Source organism: Actinomycetospora termitidis (genome assembly GCF_030286555.1).
GTDB classification, from domain to species: Bacteria; Actinomycetota; Actinomycetes; order Mycobacteriales; family Pseudonocardiaceae; genus Actinomycetospora; species Actinomycetospora termitidis.
In genome coordinates this window covers 1256358-1276990 of the sequence record NZ_JASVWF010000001.1, presented here as the reverse complement: position 1 = coordinate 1276990, position 20633 = coordinate 1256358, and the positions used below count along the sequence as shown (strand labels likewise).

At 74.7% G+C, this 20633-nt stretch carries 16 protein-coding genes; 2 read left to right on the top strand and 14 right to left on the bottom strand.

Going from position 1 to position 20633, the window contains the following annotated elements:
- Positions 1-82: 82 nt before the first annotated feature.
- The 10 genes from QRT03_RS06320 to QRT03_RS06275 form a co-directional block, all read right to left on the bottom strand.
- Positions 83-1378 (bottom strand): amidohydrolase family protein, encoded by a 1296-nt coding sequence (locus QRT03_RS06320; protein WP_286051637.1) that lies wholly within the window; start codon positions 1376-1378, stop codon positions 83-85.
- Positions 1379-1398: 20 nt separating this feature from the next.
- Positions 1399-2841, bottom strand: a complete 1443-nt coding sequence (locus tag QRT03_RS06315) for a nucleobase:cation symporter-2 family protein (RefSeq protein ID WP_286051636.1) — start codon at positions 2839-2841, stop codon at positions 1399-1401.
- Complete coding sequence (gene pucL / locus QRT03_RS06310; RefSeq protein ID WP_286051635.1) at positions 2841-3737, bottom strand: factor-independent urate hydroxylase; 897 nt, start codon at positions 3735-3737, stop codon at positions 2841-2843. The genes QRT03_RS06315 and pucL overlap by 1 nt, the downstream gene beginning before the upstream one ends.
- A gap of 114 nt (positions 3738-3851) precedes the next feature.
- Positions 3852-5183, bottom strand: coding sequence for an AI-2E family transporter (locus QRT03_RS06305; protein WP_286051634.1), 1332 nt, complete (start codon positions 5181-5183; stop codon positions 3852-3854).
- Between the two features lie 102 nt (positions 5184-5285).
- Entirely contained in the window at positions 5286-6461 is a 1176-nt protein-coding gene (locus QRT03_RS06300; protein ID WP_286051633.1) for an AI-2E family transporter, read from the bottom strand.
- A gap of 107 nt (positions 6462-6568) precedes the next feature.
- Positions 6569-7783, bottom strand: a complete 1215-nt coding sequence (locus QRT03_RS06295; RefSeq protein WP_286051632.1) for an NADP-dependent isocitrate dehydrogenase — start codon at positions 7781-7783, stop codon at positions 6569-6571.
- A gap of 180 nt (positions 7784-7963) precedes the next feature.
- Entirely contained in the window at positions 7964-8410 is a 447-nt protein-coding gene (locus QRT03_RS06290) for a DUF3017 domain-containing protein (protein ID WP_286051631.1), read from the bottom strand.
- Between the two features lie 5 nt (positions 8411-8415).
- Positions 8416-9264, bottom strand: a complete 849-nt coding sequence (locus tag QRT03_RS06285; protein WP_286051630.1) for a bifunctional methylenetetrahydrofolate dehydrogenase/methenyltetrahydrofolate cyclohydrolase — start codon at positions 9262-9264, stop codon at positions 8416-8418.
- 8 nt (positions 9265-9272) lie between these two features.
- The gene (locus QRT03_RS06280; RefSeq protein ID WP_286051629.1) at positions 9273-11144 is read right to left on the bottom strand and encodes an NAD-binding protein; all 1872 of its coding nucleotides are present in this window, start codon (positions 11142-11144) and stop codon (positions 9273-9275) included.
- Complete coding sequence (locus QRT03_RS06275; RefSeq protein ID WP_286051628.1) at positions 11141-11632, bottom strand: hypothetical protein; 492 nt, start codon at positions 11630-11632, stop codon at positions 11141-11143. The genes QRT03_RS06280 and QRT03_RS06275 overlap by 4 nt, the downstream gene beginning before the upstream one ends.
- Before the next feature lie 232 nt (positions 11633-11864).
- On the opposite strand from QRT03_RS06275, the gene QRT03_RS06270 reads away from it, so the two are divergent.
- The gene (locus QRT03_RS06270; RefSeq protein WP_286051627.1) at positions 11865-12533 is read left to right on the top strand and encodes a GPR1/FUN34/YaaH family transporter; all 669 of its coding nucleotides are present in this window, start codon (positions 11865-11867) and stop codon (positions 12531-12533) included.
- A 79-nt stretch (positions 12534-12612) separates the two neighbouring features.
- On the opposite strand, the gene QRT03_RS06265 is transcribed toward QRT03_RS06270, so the two are convergent.
- The 3 genes from QRT03_RS06265 to QRT03_RS06255 all read right to left on the bottom strand — a co-directional run bounded on the left by QRT03_RS06265 (position 12613) and on the right by QRT03_RS06255 (position 18430).
- Entirely contained in the window at positions 12613-16050 is a 3438-nt protein-coding gene (locus tag QRT03_RS06265) for an error-prone DNA polymerase (protein WP_286051625.1), read from the bottom strand.
- Positions 16051-16142: 92 nt separating this feature from the next.
- Complete coding sequence (locus tag QRT03_RS06260) at positions 16143-16622, bottom strand: hypothetical protein (RefSeq protein ID WP_286051624.1); 480 nt, start codon at positions 16620-16622, stop codon at positions 16143-16145.
- Positions 16616-18430: a DEAD/DEAH box helicase gene (locus QRT03_RS06255; protein ID WP_286051623.1), complete on the bottom strand. Its 1815-nt coding sequence runs from the start codon at positions 18428-18430 to the stop codon at positions 16616-16618. The genes QRT03_RS06260 and QRT03_RS06255 overlap by 7 nt, the downstream gene beginning before the upstream one ends.
- Positions 18431-18522: 92 nt before the next feature.
- Between QRT03_RS06255 and QRT03_RS06250 the strand changes: the two genes are divergently transcribed.
- Positions 18523-18927 (top strand): VOC family protein, encoded by a 405-nt coding sequence (locus QRT03_RS06250; protein WP_286051622.1) that lies wholly within the window; start codon positions 18523-18525, stop codon positions 18925-18927.
- Here QRT03_RS06250 and QRT03_RS06245 read toward each other — a convergent pair.
- The gene (locus QRT03_RS06245) at positions 18918-20567 is read right to left on the bottom strand and encodes a DNA polymerase Y family protein (protein ID WP_286052083.1); all 1650 of its coding nucleotides are present in this window, start codon (positions 20565-20567) and stop codon (positions 18918-18920) included. The genes QRT03_RS06250 and QRT03_RS06245 overlap by 10 nt on opposite strands.
- Between the last annotated feature and the right edge of the window lie 66 nt (positions 20568-20633).

Genomic DNA, 20633 nt, shown 5'->3' with positions numbered 1-20633 from the left:
GTGCTCGCTGGACATCGTGGCGAGCGGCGCTGCCCGGACCGACACTGTAGGGCCGCCGTGTGACGACCGCGGGTCGACCGCGTCAGAGCAGCGCGCCCCCGCCCGCGGCCGGGGCCTCGGTCCCCCGCAGCCACACCCGGCGCACCACGCCGCGCAGCGCCAGCCCGGCGTAGGGCGAGCCGCCGGGGACCCCGGGGTCGACCTCGGCGACCTCGTCCGGCGCGAGGACCACGAGGTCGGCGTCGCGTCCGACCTCGATCGCCCCCTTGGCCGGCAGGCCCGCGAGCCGGGCGGGTGCGGCCGCCATCCAGCCGACGACGTCGTCGAGGGTGTGCCCACGCGCGGCGGCACCCGACCAGACCAGGGGCAGCGTGATCCCGAGCGAGGGCATCCCGGCGTACGCGGCGTCGAACCCGCGGTCGGCGGGCTCCGGCGGGCGGACCGAGTGGTCGGACACGACCGCGTCGAGGCGTCCCGCGCCGAGCGCGCCCCACAGCAGCTCGCGGTTGGACTCCGAGCGCACCGGGGGCAGGGACTTCCCGACGGTGCCGGGCAGCGTCTCGGAGGCGAGCGCGAGGTGGTGCGGGCAGGTCTCCGCCGTCAGCGGCACGCCCGCGTGCCGGGCCGCCCCGATCTCCTCGGCGGCCTCGAACGCCGAGACGTGCAGGACGTGGACGTGGGCGCCGGTCCGGGACGCGAGGGTGGCGAGGCGCAGCACGGCGGTCGTCTCCGCACCGGGCGGTCGGGAGGCGAGGAACGAGCGGAGGTCCGGCCCCGCGGGCGGGGCGTCGGAGAGGACGCCGTCGTCCTCGGCGTGCACGAGCAGCGGGAGGCCGAGGGAGGCACAGGTGGCGGCGGCGGTCTCCAGGTCCTCGTGGCCCACCGGCGGGAACCCCGGCACGCCGGTGTCGGTGAGCACGCAGGCGAAGCCGCGCACGCCGGCCTGCGCCAGCGCCGTCAGACGACCGGCGTCGACGCGGCCCGCGGGGTCGGGGAGCCCGCCCCGCACCGGGACCGCCGCGCCCCAGAACCCGACGTCCACGGCGACCTCGCCACGCGCCGCCGCCCGCCTCGCCGCCAGCGCGTCCGGGTCCACGGTCGGCGGGTCCGCGTGCAGGGGCATCTCGACGAGGGTGGTGACGCCGCCCGCGGCGGCCACCGCGCTCGTCGTCGGGCCCGCGCAGCTCCCGTGCACGTGCGTGTCGACGAGGCCGGGCAGGAGCACCTCGTCGGCACCGAGGTCGACGACCGGCCCGTCGACGGAGGCCCCGTAGGCGTCCACCGCGGCGATCCGGCCGTCCGTGATCGTCACGACGGCGGGTGCGGTCCCGTCGGGCAGCACGACCCGGCGGGCGCGCACGGTGAGGTCGGGGGGCATCGGCGCCCGACCCTAGAGCGTCAGTGGGCGGGCGCCTCCTCCGGCGACCCCCGTCCGTTGAACACCAGGTTCAGGACGACCGCGGTGATCGCGGCGGCGCTGATGCCCGACTCGACGATGTGGCCGAGCCACTCGGGGATGTGGTCGTAGACCTCCGGCACCGTGATCGGCACGATGCCGAGGCCGATGGACGCGGCCACGATCAGGATGTTCGAGTTCGTGAACTCGACGCGGGACAACGTGCGGATGCCCGCCGCCGCGACGCTGCCGAACAGCACGATCCCGGCGCCGCCGAGGACGGGCAGCGGGATCGCGTTCATCACCCGCCCGAGCACCGGCAGCAGGCCGAGCAGGACGAGGATCCCGCCGCCGGCCGCGACCACGTACCGGGACCGGATGCCGGTGATCGCGACCATGCCGACGTTCTGGGCGAAGGCGGAGATCGGGAACCCGTTGAACACCGGGGAGATCGCCGTCGCCCCCATGTCGGCGCGCAGGCCGGCCGCGATCCGCTTCCGGTCGGTCCTCGTGCCGAGGATCTCGCCCACGGCGAGGATGTCCGCCGTCGTCTCGGCCATGATCACCAGGATCACGATCGTCATGGAGACGATCACGCCGATCGAGAACAGCGGCGCCCCGAACGCGAACGGGGTGGGGAAGCCGACGATCGGGCCCTGGGCGACCCGGCCCCAGTTCACCAGGCCGAGCACGGTGGCCAGCAGGGTCCCGAACACCAGCCCCAGCAGCACCGCCATGCGGGACCAGAAGCCGGGCGCGAACCGGGCCGCCAGCAACGTCACCAGCAGGGTCAGCGCGCCGAGGGCGAGGCTGGTGGCCGAGCCGTAGGCCGGGTTCGGCACCCGCGCCCCGTTCACCGTGATCGTCTCGTTGCCCCGGATCCAGCGCAGGGCCACCGGGAACAGCGACAGGCCGATGACGGTGATGACGGTGCCGGTGACCACCGGCGGGAAGTAGCGCACCAGGGAGGCGAACAGCGGGGCGATGACGAAGCCGACGACGCCGGCCACGATCACCGCACCGAAGATCGTGGCGAGCCGCGCCTCCGGGCTGCCGATCGAGGCGTCGGCGGCGACGGCGGTCATGGTGCCGACCGCGGCGAACGACACCCCCTGCACCAGCGGCAGCTGCGCGCCGATCCAGCTGCGCCCGGCCGGCCCGATGCCGAGCGACTGGAGGAGGGTGCCGAGCCCGGAAACGAACAGCGCGGCGGTGACGAGCACGGCCTGCTCCGCGGTGCCGAGCCCGAGCGCACCGCCGATGATGATCGGCGGCGAGACGACCCCGGCGTACATCGCGAGGATGTGCTGCAGGCCGTAGAGGCCCGCCTTCCCGACGCTCGCGCGCTCGTCCTCGGGCCGGACGGTGTCGTCGGCCGCGTGCCGCGGCCCGGGGACGTCGACGTCGGTTCCGGTGGTCGGCTCGCTGGGGCTCTCGGTGCTCATCAGCAGAACCCCGCGATCCCCGCCCAGGCGGCCTCGTCGGCGGGGACGTCGTCCCGGGTCACGGCCGCCTCGATCAGCCCGTAGGGGCGGTCGGCGGCGAACCAGACCTCGTTGGGGTTGTCGAGGCCCCACATCGACAGGTCGACCAGGAAGTGGTGCTTGTTCGGCATCGAGAAGCGGATTTCGGCGATCTCCGGGTGGGCCTCGAGGACGCCCTGCCCCATCGTGTAGAGGGTCTGCTGCATCGAGTAGCTGTGCGTGCCGGCGAAGAGGTCAAGCATCGTCTGGCGAACCGCGGTGAACGACTTGTCCCAGTCGACGTCGACCCCGCCGTAGCGCCACCGGGCCGCGACCTGGGTGGCGAGGATGCGGTCGGTGGTCTCGCGCAGCGAGGTGTACTCGACGTCCGGGAAGCCCCAGAACTCGCTGCCGGTGCTCTTGAGCACGACGAGGTCCTCGAGCCCGGAGATGACGGTCTCGGCGGCTCCGCGCTTGGTGACGACGACGGTGCGCGTCTCGGTGCCCGACCGCACGAACGCGTGGTCGTGCGGGCCGTCGGCGCTCGTCTCGATCCGCCCCCACGAGTACTGCTCGATCTCCTGGCGGGAGCCGGTCACCTGGTCGTACTTGTCGACGAAGTTGCGCGCCATGCGCAGCGCGAACTCCTCGATCGAGGGGATCCCGCCGGTCCGGGCGAGGGCGTAGACGGTGTTCTTCTGCGTGTCGGTCGCGATGACCGCCCCGTTCGCCCCCGTCAGATGGGTCTCGGTGAAGTCGCCGAACAGCTGGCTGGTGACGTTGACGTCGGTGATGACGTGCTGCGGGGTCGAGCGGTCCACGTGGACCAGGCGGACCTCCGCCTTGCCGTACTGGTTCGTGCCCAGGACGATGCCCACTGCCGATCAGCTCCCCGGGTAGGTCGGGCGGGAGGAGAGCCGGCGGCGACGGCGGCGGTCGTGGGGCGCCAGTGAAGGCGACGGATGTTGCCGGGGGGTGACGACCGCGGTCGGTCACCCGTTCGTCGCAGCGGCTCCCTCGCCGGACCGGCCGTCGCCGCGGACCGGGTTCGTCGCGTCCTCGGCGGCCACCGTCTCGTCGGGCGCCGCGCCGGCGGCCTCCTGCCGGCGGCGACGCCACCGGGCGAACCGGCCGTTCCCGGCCGGGCGCGGCCGTGACGAGGCCAGCAGCTCGGCGTCCGTCGGCCGTGGGGCCTGCGTGGGGTGCTCGTCGTCGCTGCGGGCGCGGGCGTCGATCTGCTCGTTGAGGTAGCGGAAGATCTCCGCGGTCACGGCCACGACCGGGACCGCGAGGAACGCCCCGACGACGCCGGCCAGGCTGCTGCCCCCGGTCACGGCGAGGATGACGACGGCGGCGTGCAGCCCCAGGCCCTTGCCCTGCACCAGCGGCTGCAGCAGGTTCCCCTCGATCTGCTGCACCGCGAGGATGAGCAGCAGCACGATCAGCGCGTTGGTCACGCCGTTGCTGACCAGGGCGATCAGCACGGACAGCGCTCCCGCCGTGAGCGCGCCGACGATCGGGATGAACGCGCCGAAGAACGTCAGCACGGCGAGCGGCAGGGCGAGCGGCACCCCGAGGATCACCAGGCCGATGCCGATGCAGGCGGCGTCGACGAACCCGATGATCGCCTGGGAGCGGATGAAGCCGCCGAGGCGGTCCCACGCGCGGCCGCCGACCGCGGCGAAGTGCCCGCCGGCCCCCGTCCCGACCTGGCCGCGCAGCCACGGCAGGAAGCGGTAGCCGTCCTTGACGAACAGGAACGCCAGGACGAGCGCGAGGACCAGGTCGATCAGGCCGTTCGCGACGGTGGTCAGGCCGGTGACCAGGGTCCCGGCGATCGCGGTCGCCGAGTTCTGCAGCTGGTCGACCCCGGCCTGGACCGCCTGGCCGATCTGGGACTGTCCGAGCCCGAACGTCTCGGACAGCCAGGTCTGGACGTCCTCCACCCCACCGGTCGCGCTCTGGACCAGCTCCGGGATCTGGCTCGCCACCTGCGGCGCGATCGCGGTGATGATGCCGCCGACGATCGCGAGGGCTCCCACGACGACGATGATCGCGGCGAGCAGAGGCGGGACCCGGTGCTGGCGCAGCCAGGTCGCGGGCGGCTCGAGCACCGTCGCGATGATCAGCCCGAGCAGCACCGGCAGGACCACCGACCACAGCTCCCCGATGACCAGGCCCACCAGGACGACGCCGAGGGCGGTGAGCACCAGCCGGCCGCTCCACTGCGCGGTCCACGCGAGCCCGTCGCCGATGAGCCGCCCACGGCTGCTCCGGCCCGCCGGCCTCGCCGGCCCGGGCGGGACCGGGATCTCCTGCGTCACGGTCGCGTCCTCTCCCACCCGCGCGTCCGGGGGTCCGCGGGCGGGCGTCGCGTACCCGAAACGAGCAGGGGGCATCCCCCGATCGGGATGCCCCGGCGGGGATCACGCGTCCGGCGCGTCCCCCTCCGCGACGGTGTCCTCCCGATCGGGACCGTCCGGACCCGGCCGTGCCGCGCCGTCGTCGGGCTCCGGGTCGGGCTCACCGGTGCGGCGGGCGACCTGCTGGTCGAGGTAACGGAAGATCTCCGCACCGACCGCGGCGACCGGCACGGCGAAGAAGGCGCCGGCGATCCCGAACAGGCTGCTGCCGCCGGTCACCGCGAGGATGACGACCGCCGAGTTCAGTCCCAGGCCCTTGCCCTGGACCAGGGGTTGGAGCAGGTTCCCCTCGATCTGCTGCACCGCGAGGATGAGGATCAGCACCCCGATCGCGACGGTCGGTCCCTGCACCACGAGGGCGATCAGGACCGCGAGGGCACCGGCCACGAACGCGCCGATGATCGGGATGAAGGCGCCGAAGAAGGTCAGGACGGCGAGCGGGAGCGCCAGTGGGACGCCGAAGATCACCAGGCCGACCCCGATGAAGACGGCGTCGACGAGCCCGATCACGGCCTGCGAGCGGATGAACCCGCCGAGCCGCGCCCACGCGCGGCGGCCGACCTGCTCGAGGTGCTCGCCGGCCGTCGGCCCGGTCCGCCGGCGGAGCCAGGGCAGGAACTTCGGGCCGTCCTTGACGAAGAGGAACGCGAGGATGATCGCGAGGACACCGTTGATGACGCCGTTCGCGACCGCGGTGATGCCGGTGACCACGCCGCCCGCGATCTGCGCGGCGCTCTGCTGGAGCCGCTGGACGGCGAGGTCGAGGTAGTTCCCGATCTGGCTCGCGCCGAGGTTCAGCGGCGGCCCCTGCACCCACTGCTGGATCTGCTGGAGCCCGCCGGCGGCGCCCTGCGCGATCTGCGGGGCCTGCCCGGCGACGGAGGGCGCGAGCAGCGCCACGACCCCGCCGAGCACCCCGAGACCGGCGAGGACGACGAGCAGCGCCGCGAGCGTCGAGGGGGTGCCGCGGGCCCGCAGCCAGGCCACCGGCGGCTCGATGACCGTCGCGATGATGAGCCCGAGCAGGACCGGGAACACGATCGACCACAGCTGGCCGATCACCAGCCCGACGACGACCAGCGCGGCGGCCACGGCGAGGAACCGCCAGCTCCACCGGGCGGTCCAGGACAGTCCGTCGCCGATGACGCGGCCCCGGGTCGGGGCGTCCGGATCGATCACGCGCGGAGTGTCGCAGGCCGGGTGCCCCGGAACGAACGAACGGCACCCTCGCAGCTTCTATGAGCGCGAGAGTGCCGTTCGTTCAGAGGGGGGCTGGGCCGAACGGCTCAGGCCATCGCCTTCTGCAGGCCCTCGTCGATCGCGTCGAGGAAGTCCTGGGTGTTGAGGTACGGCGCGTCCTTGCCGATCAGCAGCGCCAGGTCCTTGGTCATCTTGCCGTCCTCGACGGTCGAGATGCAGACCTGCTCGAGCTTCTCGGCGAAGTCGACCAGCTCGTCGTTGGAGTCGAGCCGGCCGCGCTGGGCCAGACCCCGCGACCACGCGAAGATCGACGCGATCGGGTTGGTCGAGGTCTCCTTGCCCTGCTGGTGCTGGCGGAAGTGCCGGGTCACCGTGCCGTGGGCGGCCTCGGCCTCGACGGTGCCGTCGGGCGTCATGAGGACCGAGGTCATGAGGCCGAGCGAGCCGAAGCCCTGCGCGACGATGTCGGACTCGACGTCGCCGTCGTAGTTCTTGCAGGCCCAGACGTAGCCGCCCTCCCACTTGATGGCGGCGGCGACCATGTCGTCGATCAGGCGGTGCTCGTAGGTGAGCCCGGCCTTCTCGAAGTCGGCCTTGAACTCCGACTCGAAGATCTCCTCGAAGGTGTCGCGGAACATGCCGTCGTACGCCTTGAGGATGGTGTTCTTCGTCGACATGTAGACCGGGAAGCCGCGGTCCAGGCCGTAGCGCAGCGAGGCGCGGGCGAAGTCGACGATCGAGTTCTTGAAGTTGTACATGCCCAGCGCGACGCCCCCGTCCTCGGGGAACTTCGCGACCTGGAACTCCATCGGCTCGCCGCCACCGTCGGGGGTGTAGGTGATGGTGACGGTGCCCGGGCCGGGGACCTTGAAGTCCTGGGCCAGGTACTGGTCGCCGTGGGCGTGGCGGCCGACGACGATCGGCTTCGTCCAGTGCGGGACGTAGCGCGGGATGTTGGAACAGACGATCGGCTCGCGGAAGATCGTGCCGCCGAGGATGTTGCGGATGGTGCCGTTGGGCGAGCGGTACATCCGCTTGAGGCCGAACTCCTCGACCCGCGCCTCGTCCGGCGTGATCGTCGCGCACTTCACGCCGACGCCGTGCTTCTTGATCGCGTTCGCCGCGTCCACCGTGACCTGGTCGTCGGTCTGGTCGCGATACTCGATCCCGAGGTCGTAGTACTCGAGGTCGATCTCGAGGTACGGGTGGATCAGCTTGTCCTTGATGAACTGCCAGATGATCCGGGTCATCTCGTCGCCGTCCAGCTCGACGACGGTGCCCTCCACCTTGATCTTCGCCACGTCTGCGGGCTCTCCTCTCGCGCCGGGTGACGGCGCCGCACGGACTCACTCGGGATCGCGCTTCCGACGGCCGTCCGGTCCGGCACGGCCCCGTGCGCTCCCACTTCCCGCACGCTATCAACGTGACACTCCGCGCGACCGGCCGTGGCGGGTCGCACGGGTCACCCCGTCGGGGGGCCGTCAGCGGACGGTCAGGGGTCCGCCGGTGATCGTGAGCGAGAGCAGGATCACCACGGCCCCGAACAGTGCGTAGGTGAGCACGTCCGTGCGGCGCGGCCGGACGGCGAGCAGGCCGACGGTGCGGTCGGGCAGGGCCACCCGCAGCACGGCCGCGAGGAGCAGGGCGATCCCGACGATCGTCGTGCCGTCCCGCCAGTGCTGCAGCGCGATCCGGACGAACCCGACGACCAGCACCGCCAGCACCGACGCGAGCGCCGCCTGCGCGCGCAGCCGGTGCAGCAGCGCGCGGGCGTAGTCGCCGACGGTGCGGGGCGGGCGGGCGTGCCGGGGACCCTCGTGTGGCAGCGCGTCGTTGCTGTCATCCAGTGGCAGGGAATCCGCATCCTCGACGTCCGTCGTCGTTCCCGACGCCGGGTCGGGCCCGTCCGGGCGCTCCGGCTCCGTCATCGCCGTCAGCCTCCCGCCTCCGCACGCTCGACCACGTTGGTGAGCAGCATCGCGCGCGTCATCGGGCCGACCCCGCCCGGGTTCGGGGCGACGAAGCCCGCGACCTCCCGGACGTCCTCCGCCACGTCGCCCAGGATCCCGTCCGGGCCGCGCGAGACGCCGACGTCGAGGACGGCCGCGCCCGGCTTGACCATGTCCGCGGTGATGATGCCGGGGACTCCGGCGGCCGCGACGATCACGTCGGCGGCCCGGGTCTCGGCCGCCAGGTCGCGGGTGCCGGTGTGGCACAGGGTGACCGTCGCGTTCTCCGACCGACGCGTGAGCAGCAGGCCCAGGGGCCGGCCCACGGTCAGGCCGCGGCCGAGCACCGTGACCTTCGCCCCGTCCAGCGGCACCTCGTAGCGGCGGAGCAGCTCGACGATGCCGCGCGGCGTGCACGGCAGCGGCGCCGGCTCGTTCAGCACGAGGCGGCCGAGGTTGGTCGGGTGCAGCCCGTCGGCGTCCTTGTCCGGGTCGATCCGCTCGAGCACCGCGTTCGCGTCGACGCCCTTCGGCAGGGGCAGCTGCACGATGTAGCCGGTGCACGCCGGGTCGGCGTTCAGCTCGTCGACGGCCCGCTCGACGTCGGCCTGGGTGGCGTCCGCGGGCAGGTCGCGGCGGATCGACTCGATCCCGACCTTGGCGCAGTCCCGGTGCTTCGCGCGGACGTAGGACTGCGACCCGGGGTCGTCGCCGACCAGCACCGTGCCGAGGCCGGGTGTCCGTCCGTCCGCGGTGAGCTTCGCGACGCGCTCCGCGAGCTCGGCGCTGATCGTCGCGAGGGTGGCCTTGCCGTCCAGGATCGTCGCGGTCACGCCACCCATCATGTCCCGCCCGGACTCCGCACGTCAGGGGCCTCGGTCCGGGACCGGGTGAGGACCTCGAGCAGCTCGGAGTCCGGCCCGACCAGGAACACCTGGTCACCGGCGGCGAAGCGGGTGTCCCGCCGGGGCGGGTGCTCGAGCGGGGCGTCGTGGCGCGCCGGGTCGTCGGCGGCGGCCCGGCGCAGGGCGATCACCCGCGTCCGGAGGGAGAGGTCGCGCATCGCGAGCCCGTCGAGGCCGCTGCCCGGCTCCACCCGCAGCCGCCCCAGCAGGAAGGCGTGCCCGTGCACCGGGAAGGTGCCGAGCACGTCCAGCCCGAGCGCGGCACCGACGAACCACGGCGCGGCGAGCTCGTCGATCGACCGGACCGCCCCGAACCCGAACCGGGCGGCGACCGTGCGGCCCAGCTCGCGGTCGAAGAGCCGCAGCACCACGGGCACGTCGTCCCACCGGGCGGCGAGCACGTCGCGCACGGCGAGCCCGGTCTCGATGTTGGCCATGTCGTCGCTGGTGAGCACGGCCACCGCCGCGGCCTGCGGCACGCGGGCGTCGCGCAGGACCGCCGGGGTGGTCGCGTCCCCGAACACCACCGGCACGCCCAGCGTGCGGGCGCGCGGCAGGTGCCGGTTGCGCGGGTCGGCCTCCACGACCACGACGTCGCGGCCGCGGGCGGCCAGCGCCTCCAGCACCGACACACCGACCGCCCCCAGGCCGACGATGACCACGTGGCCCACCGCCGCCGACGCGGCCCGTCGTCCCGCGGTCGCGGAGAGCCGTCGGCTGATCAGCATGTCGGTGAAGAAGGCGATCGGGATCGCGGTGGTGACGATCCCGGCGAGCATGAGGAAGACCGCCCACAGCCGCAGCCAGACGTGCTGGTCGGCGAAGCTGAAGTCGCCGAAGCCGACCGTGGCGACGGACTCCACCGTGAAGTACAGCGCGTCGACGACGGCCATGTGGGTGCCGTCGGGGTAGCGGTAGCCGAGCGAGATCACCGCCGTCGACACCACGAGCAGCCCGAGGAGCGCCACGAGGGCCCACCGCAGGCCGCGGTCGGACTCCCGGCCGAGCGCCGTCAGGACGGCCAGCGTCCGGGTCGTGGGACCGGCACGACCCCGGGCCGCGTCCGGGTCGTACCCGCCGCCGCGCCGGGTGGTCGGCGCGCGACGGCGCGGGGCGGACGGAGGCCCGGTGTCGACGGCGGCGGCGGCGATCTCCTCGCCGGTGCCGAGCAACGTCACCGCCTCGCCCGCCCCCACGGGGTGGTCGCGGCTCGGGCAGACGTGCACGGCGCCGGAGGAGTCGGTGACCGCGAGCGGCGCCAGGTCGCCGTAGAGCGACCGCAGGGTGCCCGGGGCGGGCGCGGTCGTCGCGACGGCGACGAACCGGCTCCCGGCGACGTCGAGGGCGTGCACCGGGCTGCGCAGGCACGCTTCGACGAGGGCCGGCGTGACGAGGTCGGCGACGTCGAGCACCGATCCGGGTCCCGGGTCGTCGGCCACGGCCCGCCCGATCGCGGCGTTGCCGATGGCGGTGACGACCCGGAGGCCGGGGCGGTGCTCCCGGACCTGGAGGGCGACGTGGAGGTTGCGCAGTTCCCCGGCGTCGCCGTCCTCGACGCACACCACGGCACGCGCCCCGGCGAGGCCGGCCACCTCCAGGCTGCCGGGCAGGGTCGCGTCCGCCTCGACGACGGCGACCCCGCGGTCGGCGAGGACCCGGACCCGGGCCGGGTCTGGGGCGCGGTCGACCACGACGACCGGCTCACCCCGGTGGTGGAGCTGCTCGACGATCCGCCAGCCCAGGCCGCCGAGGCCGCACACGACGACGTGGTCCCGCGGGGGCGGGGCGAGGTCGTGGTCGGCGCTCATCCCCGGGCGAGCGCGGCGTCGGCGCCCGCGACCGCCCCGGCGTAGACCACGTGCTGGGCGAGGCTCGTCGTCATCAGTCGGGGCGTCCAGCGCCACGGGGCCGGGGTGCCGCCGAGGACCGGGAACAGCGAGAGCGCCATCGTCTGGCAGCCGAGGAAGAAGGCGATGCCTGCCGTGGGCTCCCCGAGGCGGTGCCGCAGCTCGGCGTGGGCCACACCCACCGCGGACCCGTATCCCCAGTGCACGAGCCAGAACAGGGCTCGCCGGGCGCCGGAGGACTCCGGTGCCCGCCCGGACACCGCCTGCAACAGCCTGGACGCCGCGACGACCACGTGGTCGCTGTCGTCGTAGTCGAGGATCTCGGTGATCTCCGACGGCGCCACGCCCCGGCGCCGGGCGTACAGCTCCCGATGGAGCCGCCCGGTGATCGTCATCGCGGCCGTCCCGGCGGCCCCGGCGAGGACGCCGGAGAGGAGACGGAGAGGCACTCCCCCTCCGGTGACACTGTCCGACCGGCTGGAACGGGGCAGGCGCCTCATGGGCGCGAGCATGCCTGAACCGGTACACGAGCCGTCATGGCAGGCGCTTACCCCTACGGACGGTCGGTTCCGCGTGTGCGGTGCGTGAGATCACACTCGATCAGTCAGCGGGTCACCGTGCGACGCCCGGAGCAGCACCGGCGTCGCCACGCCCCGTCATCTGCAGCACGAAGGAGTGGCGATGACCACGGTCGACGAGAGTACGGGGGCGCACGCCGCCGACACCCGGGCGGCTGACGCAGCTGCCGACGAGGCGGCCGCGGCGGCCGCCAACCCGGCCCTGGTGGGTGTCCCGACGTTCGTGATCGGGTCGATCGCGCTGGGTCTCTACCTGATCGGCTTCACCGGCTCGTCCGACAACGCGGCGATCGGCATGGTCCCGATCCTGTTCATGTGCACCGGCATCGGCCAGGTCGTGGCCTGCCTCTGGGCCATCCGCACGGGGGCCGGAGCGGTGGCGGCCATCTTCGGGATCTTCGCGGGCTTCTGGTTGAGCTTCGCGTTGCTGGTGGTCGGGCTCGGGCACAACTGGTTCGGCGACGCGACCGCGGAGGGCGCGGCGGTGGCGGCCCAGGAGACGTTCCTGCTCACCTGGCTGATCGGCGTCGTCGTCCTCACGCTCGCGTCGCTGCGGCTGCCGGCGGTGTTCACCCTGCTGTTCGTGCTGGTCGACATCGCGCTGCTGCTCGTGCTGCTGGGCACCGCCGGCGGGTCGACGGGTCTGCTGTTCGGGGGTGGCATCGCGGTGTTCGCGTTCACCCTGGTCGGCGTCTACCTGTTCTTCGACGCGCTGGGCCAGGCGACCGGTGGCGGCGCCCTCCCCATGGGCAAGCCGCTCGTCGGCGGCTGAGCCCCCACCACCGCTGACGGGGGTGTCCCCGGCCGTTCGCACCGGCCGGGGACACCCCAGGCAGTGTGCCGGGCCCCGGTCACTGGAAATCACGCGACCGTGACGGAACCACCAGATCCAGACGTTCCACCCGATCGGCCACGAGGTTGACCACGCTCGGGGCGTCGTGCGCGCGCTCCACCCGACCGCGGATCACCAGCGCCGCGCTCGTCCGCGCCACGACCCGGTGGCGCGCCCACAGCCCCTCCGAGCAGACCACGTTGAGCATCCCGGTCTCGTCCTCGAGGTTGAGGAACGTCGTCCCGCCCGCCGTCGCCGGGCGCTGCCGGTGGGTGACGACGCCACCGACCTCGATCCGCTCCCCCTCCGGCACCGTCGCCACCCCCGCGACGCTGTAGGCACCGCGCCGGTCCAGTTCGGCGCGCAGGTGGGTCACCGGGTGCCCGTCGGGGGTGAGGCCCGTGGCCCAGACGTCGGCGATCGTCAGCTCCACCGCGGACATCCCCGGCAGGGCGGGCGCGTCGAGCCCGACCGCGGAGTCGGGCAAGCGGTCCTGCCGGGCGCCGCCGCGCACCACCGCGGTGCCCGCGGCCGCCGCTCCCGCGGCCCACAGGGCCTCCCGCCGCTCCAGCCCGAAGCACGCCAGGGCCCCGCCGGTGGCCAGCGCCTCCAGGTGGGCGGTGGTGAGGTCGGCACGGCGGGCGAGATCGGCGGGGCCGTCGAACGGGGCCCTCTCCCGCGCCGCGACGATCCGCTCCGCGACCTCGTCGCCGAGCCCCCGCACGGACGCGAGCCCCAGGCGCACGGCGACGTCGCCCTCGCTGTCGGGGTGCGCCTCGAGCTCGGGCTCGGCGCGGCTGCGGGTGACGTCGGGGCCGAGCACGACGACCCCGTGCCGACGGGCGTCGGCCACCAGGCTCTGCGGGGAGTAGAAGCCCATCGGCTGCGCGCGCAACAGGGCCGCGCAGAACGCCGCCGGGAAGTAGTGCTTGTACCAGGCCGACACGTAGACCAGGGACGCGAAGCTGATCGAGTGGCTCTCCGGGAAGCCGAAGTTCGCGAACGCCTTGGTCTTGGCGAAGATCCGGTCGGCGAGGTCACCGGTGATCTGGTTGCGGGCCATGCCGGCGTAGAAGCGGTCCCGCAGGCGCTCGAGGCGTTCCTCGGAGCGCTTCGCCGAGAGCGCCCGCCGCAGCTCGTCGGCCTCGGCGGCGGAGAACCCGGCGACGTCGGTGGCCAGCTGCATCAGCTGCTCCTGGAACAGGGGCACCCCCAGGGTCTTGTGGAGGGCGGGCTCGCACAGCGGGTGGTCGTAGACCACGCGCTCGTCGCCGTTGCGCCGCCGGATGTAGGGGTGCACCGACCCGCCCTGGATCGGACCGGGGCGGATGAGCGCGACCTCCACCACCAGGTCGTAGAACTTCCGGGGCTTCAACCGCGGCAGGGTGGCCATCTGGGCGCGCGACTCCACCTGGAACACCCCCACCGAGTCGCCCCGCGCGAGCATCGCGAAGACCTCGGGATCGGTGGGCTGCAGCTCGTGGAGCTCGATGCGCCGCCCGTGGTGGGCGGCGACGTAGTCGCTGGCGTAGTGCAGCACCGAGAGCATGCCCAGCCCGAGCAGGTCGAACTTGACCAGGCCGACCGCGGCGGCGTCGTCCTTGTCCCACTGGATGACGCTGCGGTCCTCCATCCGCGCCCACTCCACCGGCACCACCTGGTCGACCGGCCGGTCGCAGATCACCATGCCGCCGGAGTGGATGCCGAGGTGGCGCGGGAAGCCCGCGATCTGTTCGGCGAGGGTGGCCACCGCACGCGGCATCCCCGGCACCTGGTCGCCCAGGTCGGCCCCCGGGCCCCACCGGTCGAGGTGCTTGCTCCAGGCGTCCTGCTGGCCCTGGGAGTGCCCGAGCGCCCGGGCCGCGTCGCGGACCGCCGAACGGGGCCGGTAGGTGATGACGTTGGCGACCTGCGCGGCCCGGTCCCGCCCGTAGCGGCGGTAGACGTACTGGATGACCTCCTCGCGCCGGTCGGACTCGATGTCGAGGTCGATGTCGGGGTAGCCGTCGCGCTCCGGGGAGAGGAACCGCTCGAAGAGCAGGTCCATCTGCACCGCGTCGACGTGGGTGATGCCGAGGGCGAAGCAGACCGCCGAGTTGGCCGCCGATCCACGGCCCTGGCAGTAGATGTCGGCCTCGCGGCAGAACCGCACGATGTCGGCGACGATGAGGAAGTACCCCGGGAAACCCTGCCCCTCGATGATCGCCATCTCGTGGTCGATCACCTCCCACGCGCGCGGACTGTCGGTGCGGCTGCCGTAGCGCCCGCGGCCGCCGTGGTCGACCAGGTGACGCAGCCAGCTCGCCTCGGTCTCCCCCTCCGGGACCGTGAACGGCGGGAGCTCGGGCGCGAGCAGCGCCAGCTCGAACGCGCACTCCCGGCCGAGCACCGCGGCATGGGTCACCGCCTCGGGGTGGCGGGCGAACCGGGTGGCCATCTCCGCCCCGGAGCGCAGGTGCGCCGTGCCCGGCGGCAGCCAGCCCTCGGCCTCGTCGAGGCTGCGCCGGGCCCGCACCGCTCCCAGGGCCGCGGCGATCCGGGCCCGGTCGGGCGTCGCGTAGTGCGCCGCGGTGCTCGCGACCGTGGGCAGGCCGGCCCGGGCCGCCAGGTCGGCCAGCAGGTCGTTGCGCTCGACGTCGACCGGCAGCCCGTGGTCGGTGAGCTCCACCGCCACCGACTCGGCCCCGAACAGCCCCACCAGCCGGTCCAGCGCCGCGGCCGCGGCCTCCGGCCCCCCGCTCGCCAGTGCCCGCCGGACGTGGCCCTTGCGGCAGCCGGTGAGCACGACCACCCGGTCGCGCAGCGTCGCCGCGGTGCGCTCCAGGTCGTACACCGGGTGGCCCTTCTCGGCCCGCGGGTCCATCGCCGCCTCCGTGACCGCCCGGGAGATCGCGCGGTAGCCGTCGGGGTCGCGGGCCAGCACCAGGAGGTGCTCGCCCTCCGGGTCGGCCACCCCGTTCTGCGGCGCGGACAGCCCCAGCGAGAGCTCGGACCCGAAGACCGTCCTGACGTCCAGCTCGTGCGCGGCCTCGGCGAACCGGACCACGCCGTACATCCCGTCGTGGTCGGTGAGCGCGATCGCCTCCAGCCCCAGCCGGTGGGCCTCCTCGACGAGCTCCTCGGGCTGGCTCGCGCCGTCGAGGAAGCTGTACGTGGAGTGGGCGTGCAGCTCGGCGTAGGGGACCGTGGCCGTGCTGTCCGCCCGGGGCGTCCGCGGCGGCGAGTACGGCGCCCGGGTGCGGCTCCAGGCCGGCGAGTCGCCCCCGTCACCGGGGTGCACCACGTCCCGCGATCGGCTGGGACGCACCGGGACCGCCGCGACGTCGGCGGGGTGCACGGCGCCCGGCCCGTCGACCTCGGGACGCCGCCGCGCCCGGGCGTCCCCCGGCCGGACCGGCTTCCCCGCGAGGATCCGTTCCATCTCCGACCAGCTGACCGCCGGATTGCCCCAGCCCATCCCTCGGCCTCCCCGATCGCCTCTGCTCGAACATCTGTTCGATGGGATCGACTGTAGCGGGAGGGTCCGACAGCGTGGCGCGGATTCCCCGATCAGGTCCAGAACGCCGACGGGTCGAGGTCGGCGATCCGGATGCGTGTGGGGTCCGCCGCCGCCCCGGACACCTCGAGCCCGCGCAGGGCCGGCGCCAGCTCGGGCGACTCGTCGACGCGGCGGGCGAGCTCGATCAGGGTCGCGAGCACGTGCCGGCAGCGCGCGTCGCCGGACCGGCCGCAGCCGCACCGGGCCCGCACCGACCCGTCGTCGGGAACGAGGCCCGGGAACTCCCCGCCCCGGGCAGCGGCGAGCTCGGCGTCGTCCCAGAGAGGAAAGGTCAGCTCGACCTCCACCGTCCGCCGGTCGGCCACCGTCGCCTCGATCCGGCCGGGAACGGTCCGGCGCAGCTCCACCCGGTCCGACCGGGCGAGCGACCGGGCGCTCACCAGGTGCGGGTTGGGCCGGACGACGCGCAGCGGCTCGGCCAGCCGCAGCCACGCCCGGCCACGTTCCGTGGTCCCGAACTCGTTCAGCACGGCGCCGCCTCCAGGACCGCACGCAGCTCCTCGTCCCCGAGCCGGGTGAGAGCACCGACCGCGTCCCCGCCCGCCTCACCCAGGGCGGCCGACGCGATCCCGCGCTTGTCCCGGTGCAGATCCGCGATCAGCACCTCGACCGTCCCGCGGGTGGCGAAGGTGTGCACCGTGACGGTGCGCGTCTGGCCGATGCGGTGTGCCCGGTCGGACGCCTGCGCCTCGACGGCGGGATTCCACCAGCGGTCCAGGTGCAGGACGTGGGTGGCGCGGGTCAGGGTCAGCCCGGTCCCCGCGGCCCGGAGGCTGAGGACGAGCACGGGAGGCCCGTCGTCGTGGGAGAACTCCTCGACCAGCCGCTCCCGCCGGGCCCGGGAGAGCCCGCCGTGCAGGAACGGGGCCGGGGCGTCGGTCACCCGGCCCGCCAGGTGGGCGGCCAGGAGCTCGCCGGCGCGGCGGTACTGGGTGAAGACGAGCGCCGCGTCGCCGTTGTCGACGATCTCGCCGAGCAGTTCGGTCAGCCGGTCCCACGACGCGGAGCGCCCGTCGAGTCCGCCGTCGACCGTCTCCGCGACGAGCGCGGGCTGCACGCAGATCTGCTTGAGGCGGGTGAGCAGGGCGAGCACGCGACCCCGGCGGTCGCGGCCCGCCCCGAGCCCGTGCCCCAGCGCGTCGTCCAGCGCCGCGCGGTGCAGCCGCCGCTGCTCGTCGGTCGGGTCGAGACCGTGCGCCAGGTCGAGTCGGGCGGGCAGCTCGGTGGCCACCTCGGCCTTGCGGCGCCGCAGGAGGTGCGGTCCGACGAGCGCCGCCACCCGGCCGGCGGCGGCCCCACCACCGGCCCGCGCGCCCGCGAACCGGCGCCGGAACGACGACCGCGTCCCGAGGACCTCGGGGGTGGTGAACGCGAGCAGGGCCCAGAGGTCGTCCAGCCGGTTCTCCACGGGCGTCCCGCTCAGCGCGATGCGCCCCCGCGCGACGAGGGAACGCGCGCGACGCGAGGTGGCGGTGTCCGGATTCTTGATCTGTTGGGCCTCGTCCAGGACGACGACGTCCCAGCTCGTGTCGGCCAGGACCGCGGCTGCCCGTAGCTGCCCGTAGGTGGCGACGACGACCGCGCCCGGCCTGGGCCGGCCGGCGCGCGACCCGTGCTCCACGACGCCCAGTTCCGGTGCGAAGCGGAGGATCTCCCGATGCCAGGTCCCGGCCACCGAGGCCGGGCACACCACGAGGTGCGGCCCCGACCTCGAGGCGAGGACCGCGATCGCCTGGACGGTCTTGCCCAGTCCCATCTCGTCGGCGAGCAGCGCCCCGCCGGCCTCGTCGAGACGGGAGTGCAGCCACTGCGCCCCGGCCCGCTGGTACGGGCGCAGCCGCGGCCACACCGACGGCGCGTCGGAGGCGGCGTCCACCAGGCGGGCGGCCGTGTCGACCGCGACGCGTGCGGTCCAGACGGTCGCCCCGTCCGCGCCGACCCCGGCGTGGGCCGCGACGGGCAGGCCCGCGGCCAGCCTGGCCCGGTCGTCGTCGGCGAGGACGGGCCCCGCGTCCAGGGCGACGGCGACGTCGCGCCAGGCCCGGACCGACCGCCCCCATCCGTCGGGTGGCACCGCGGCCGCCAACGCGGCGATCGTCGGTTCGGCCGGGCTCACCGCGACCGACACCGGGCCCACCGTCATGACCCCGTCCTCCGGCCGGACGAGGGCGACGGAGTCGGCGTCCGCGTCGAGACCCACCGCCCGGGCGGCTCCGAGCGGATCGTCCCCGCCCCACCACGCGAACACCTCGCGCTCCACCAGGAAACTCAGCTGCACGTCCCCGATCCCCACCGGTCCTGGGTAGCAGCCGGACCCCACGGCGCGCACATCGCTCTTTCCGTACCGTCGAGTCCTGATACCGTACTGACATGGCTCCGGTACTCCTGGCCCTGCCCACCGACGACCGCGTCCGCGCGCACGCCTTCTACCGCGACCTGGGGTTCGACGCGGTGGGCGAGCCCGCCGAGGACGGTGTCCCGGAGCCGCTGCAGATCGTGGTGAACGACGGACTGTGGCTGATGTTCATCCCGCGCGGCGGCTTCGGATGGGTCACCGGGGAGCACGACGTGGCCGCGCCGGGGGTGTCCGAGTGCCTGCTCGGACTGGTCGCGGACACCGCGACGGAGGTGGACACGGTGTTCGCCCGGGCGGAGGCGGCGGGCGCGGCCGTGGTCGAACGACCGACCGCACCTCCGTGGGGCGGCTACTCCGCGACGTTCGCCGACCCGGACGGGCACCTCTGGCAGGTCGCCACCCCGCCCGGTCAGTCGTAGATCCCCTCGACGGCCCACCGGTCGTCACGCAGGACCAGCAGGAGCGCCAGCCCGGCGGCGTCGGCCGAGGAGGCGACCGGATCGGGAGCGAGGTCGGCGGCCGGGTCGGGATCCGAGTCGTCCTGCACGCACACCACCTGGACCCGCAGGCAGCCGACGGGCGCCGCCGGGTCCCACCAGCGACCCTCCTCGGGCCACGGGCCGCCCCAGGCCCGCACCGGCGCGCACTCGCCGTCGCCGATCCCGACGAAGGCCGGGGGCGCGGTGAGCCGACCGCGGGGTGCGGCCCGGACCGGTCGACCGGCCACGTCGAGGACCCGTGCCGGCGCCGGCTCGGGCGGGACCGTGGACGGTGACGGCGCCGGTAGCATCCCGGGCCAGGGCGCCCCGGGATCGAGCGCGGGCGCGCGCTCGTCGCCCCACGGCACCGCGCGGATGCGCTCGGCGGGCCCGCGCCCCCCGCCCGGGACCCCGGTGACCACCTCCTCCGGTCCGAGCAGTCCCTGCACCCGCACCAGGGCCCGCCCGGCACGCTCGTCGGCCGCCCCGGTCTCGCCCCAGAGCCCGAGCTGCAGCCGCCCGGCGTCGACGACCTCCTCGGGCACCAGCCGCAGCACCGCCAGCCCGTCCCCACTGCGCCCCGTGCTCCGCCGCGACAGCCACCCCTCGAGCTGCCAGCGCACCCGGTCGGCGGTGGCCGACGGCGTGAGCGGCTCGGCGCAGCGCCAGGTCCGGGCGAGGTCGTCCCCACCGACGGTGCGCGCCTGCACCCCGAGCCGGGTACAGGCCAGCCCCGCCTCCCCCAGGACGTGGTGCAGCCGTTCGGCGAGCGCCCGGGAGGCGAAGGCGGCGGCGTCCACCCGGTCGACCGGCGGGTCGAGCGGGACCTCCACGGTCAGCTCGTCGGGCACCTGTCGCCGCGACGGCGGCCGCTCGTCGAGACCGCGGGCGAGCCGGTGCGCCCGCACGGCGGCGGCGTCGAACCGGGAGGCGACGTCCACGGCCGGGAGTGCGGCGAAGTCCCCGAGCGTGGTCAACCCGAGGCGTCGCAGCAGGCCGATCAGGTCCGCCCGCGCCGTCGTCCCCGGGCCGTCGGCCCCCGCGGTGTCCGGCTCCACCCCCGGTTCCAGCTCCAGCTCGACGACCGGGCGCGGCGCGAGGAACGCCCGCGACCCCCCGGGCGGCACGATCGTGCTGCGGCGCGCGGCGAGGGAGGCGGCGAACACCCCGTCGGCCACCCCGACCTGGCACTCCACCCGGGCCCGCGCCGCGACGTGGTCGACCAGCCGCTCCGCCACCACCTCCTCGCCGCCGAAGTAGCGCGCCGGCCCGCGGGCGGCGAGCACGACGAGCCCCGGCCGGATCACCTCGACCCCGGGCGTGAGCTCCTCGACCGCCGCCGCGACCGTCTCGAACGCGCGGGCGTCCCGTTCGGCGTCCCGGCCGAGCACCGCCAGGTCGGGGCACCGCGCCTGGGCCTCGCGCCGCCGCAGGCCCCGCCGGATCCCCTGGGCCCGCGCGGTCGCCGAGCAGGCCACGACCCGGTGCCCGACGAGCACCGCGGCAGGCCGGTCCGCCGGGATGCCGGACTCCGCACAGGCCGCGACCACCGGCCAGTCCGGGCACCACAGCGCGACCACCCGCAGTGGCCCGTCCGTCCCTGCCCGGGTCGAGCTCCGCTCCGCTCCGTCTCCCGCCACCCGGGT

What these genes read in the sequence shown, in the direction of transcription:
- QRT03_RS06315 (WP_286051636.1), bottom strand. Translation starts at nt 2,841, where the DNA reads ATGAGCACCGAGAGCCCCAGCGAGCCGACCACCGGAACCGACGTCGAC.
- QRT03_RS06320 (WP_286051637.1), bottom strand. Translation starts at nt 1,378, where the DNA reads ATGCCCCCCGACCTCACCGTGCGCGCCCGCCGGGTCGTGCTGCCCGAC.
- QRT03_RS06250 (WP_286051622.1), top strand. Translation starts at nt 18,523, where the DNA reads ATGGCTCCGGTACTCCTGGCCCTGCCCACCGACGACCGCGTCCGCGCG.
- QRT03_RS06265 (WP_286051625.1), bottom strand. Translation starts at nt 16,050, where the DNA reads ATGGGCTGGGGCAATCCGGCGGTCAGCTGGTCGGAGATGGAACGGATC.
- QRT03_RS06290 (WP_286051631.1), bottom strand. Translation starts at nt 8,410, where the DNA reads ATGACGGAGCCGGAGCGCCCGGACGGGCCCGACCCGGCGTCGGGAACG.
- QRT03_RS06270 (WP_286051627.1), top strand. Translation starts at nt 11,865, where the DNA reads ATGACCACGGTCGACGAGAGTACGGGGGCGCACGCCGCCGACACCCGG.
- QRT03_RS06280 (WP_286051629.1), bottom strand. Translation starts at nt 11,144, where the DNA reads ATGAGCGCCGACCACGACCTCGCCCCGCCCCCGCGGGACCACGTCGTC.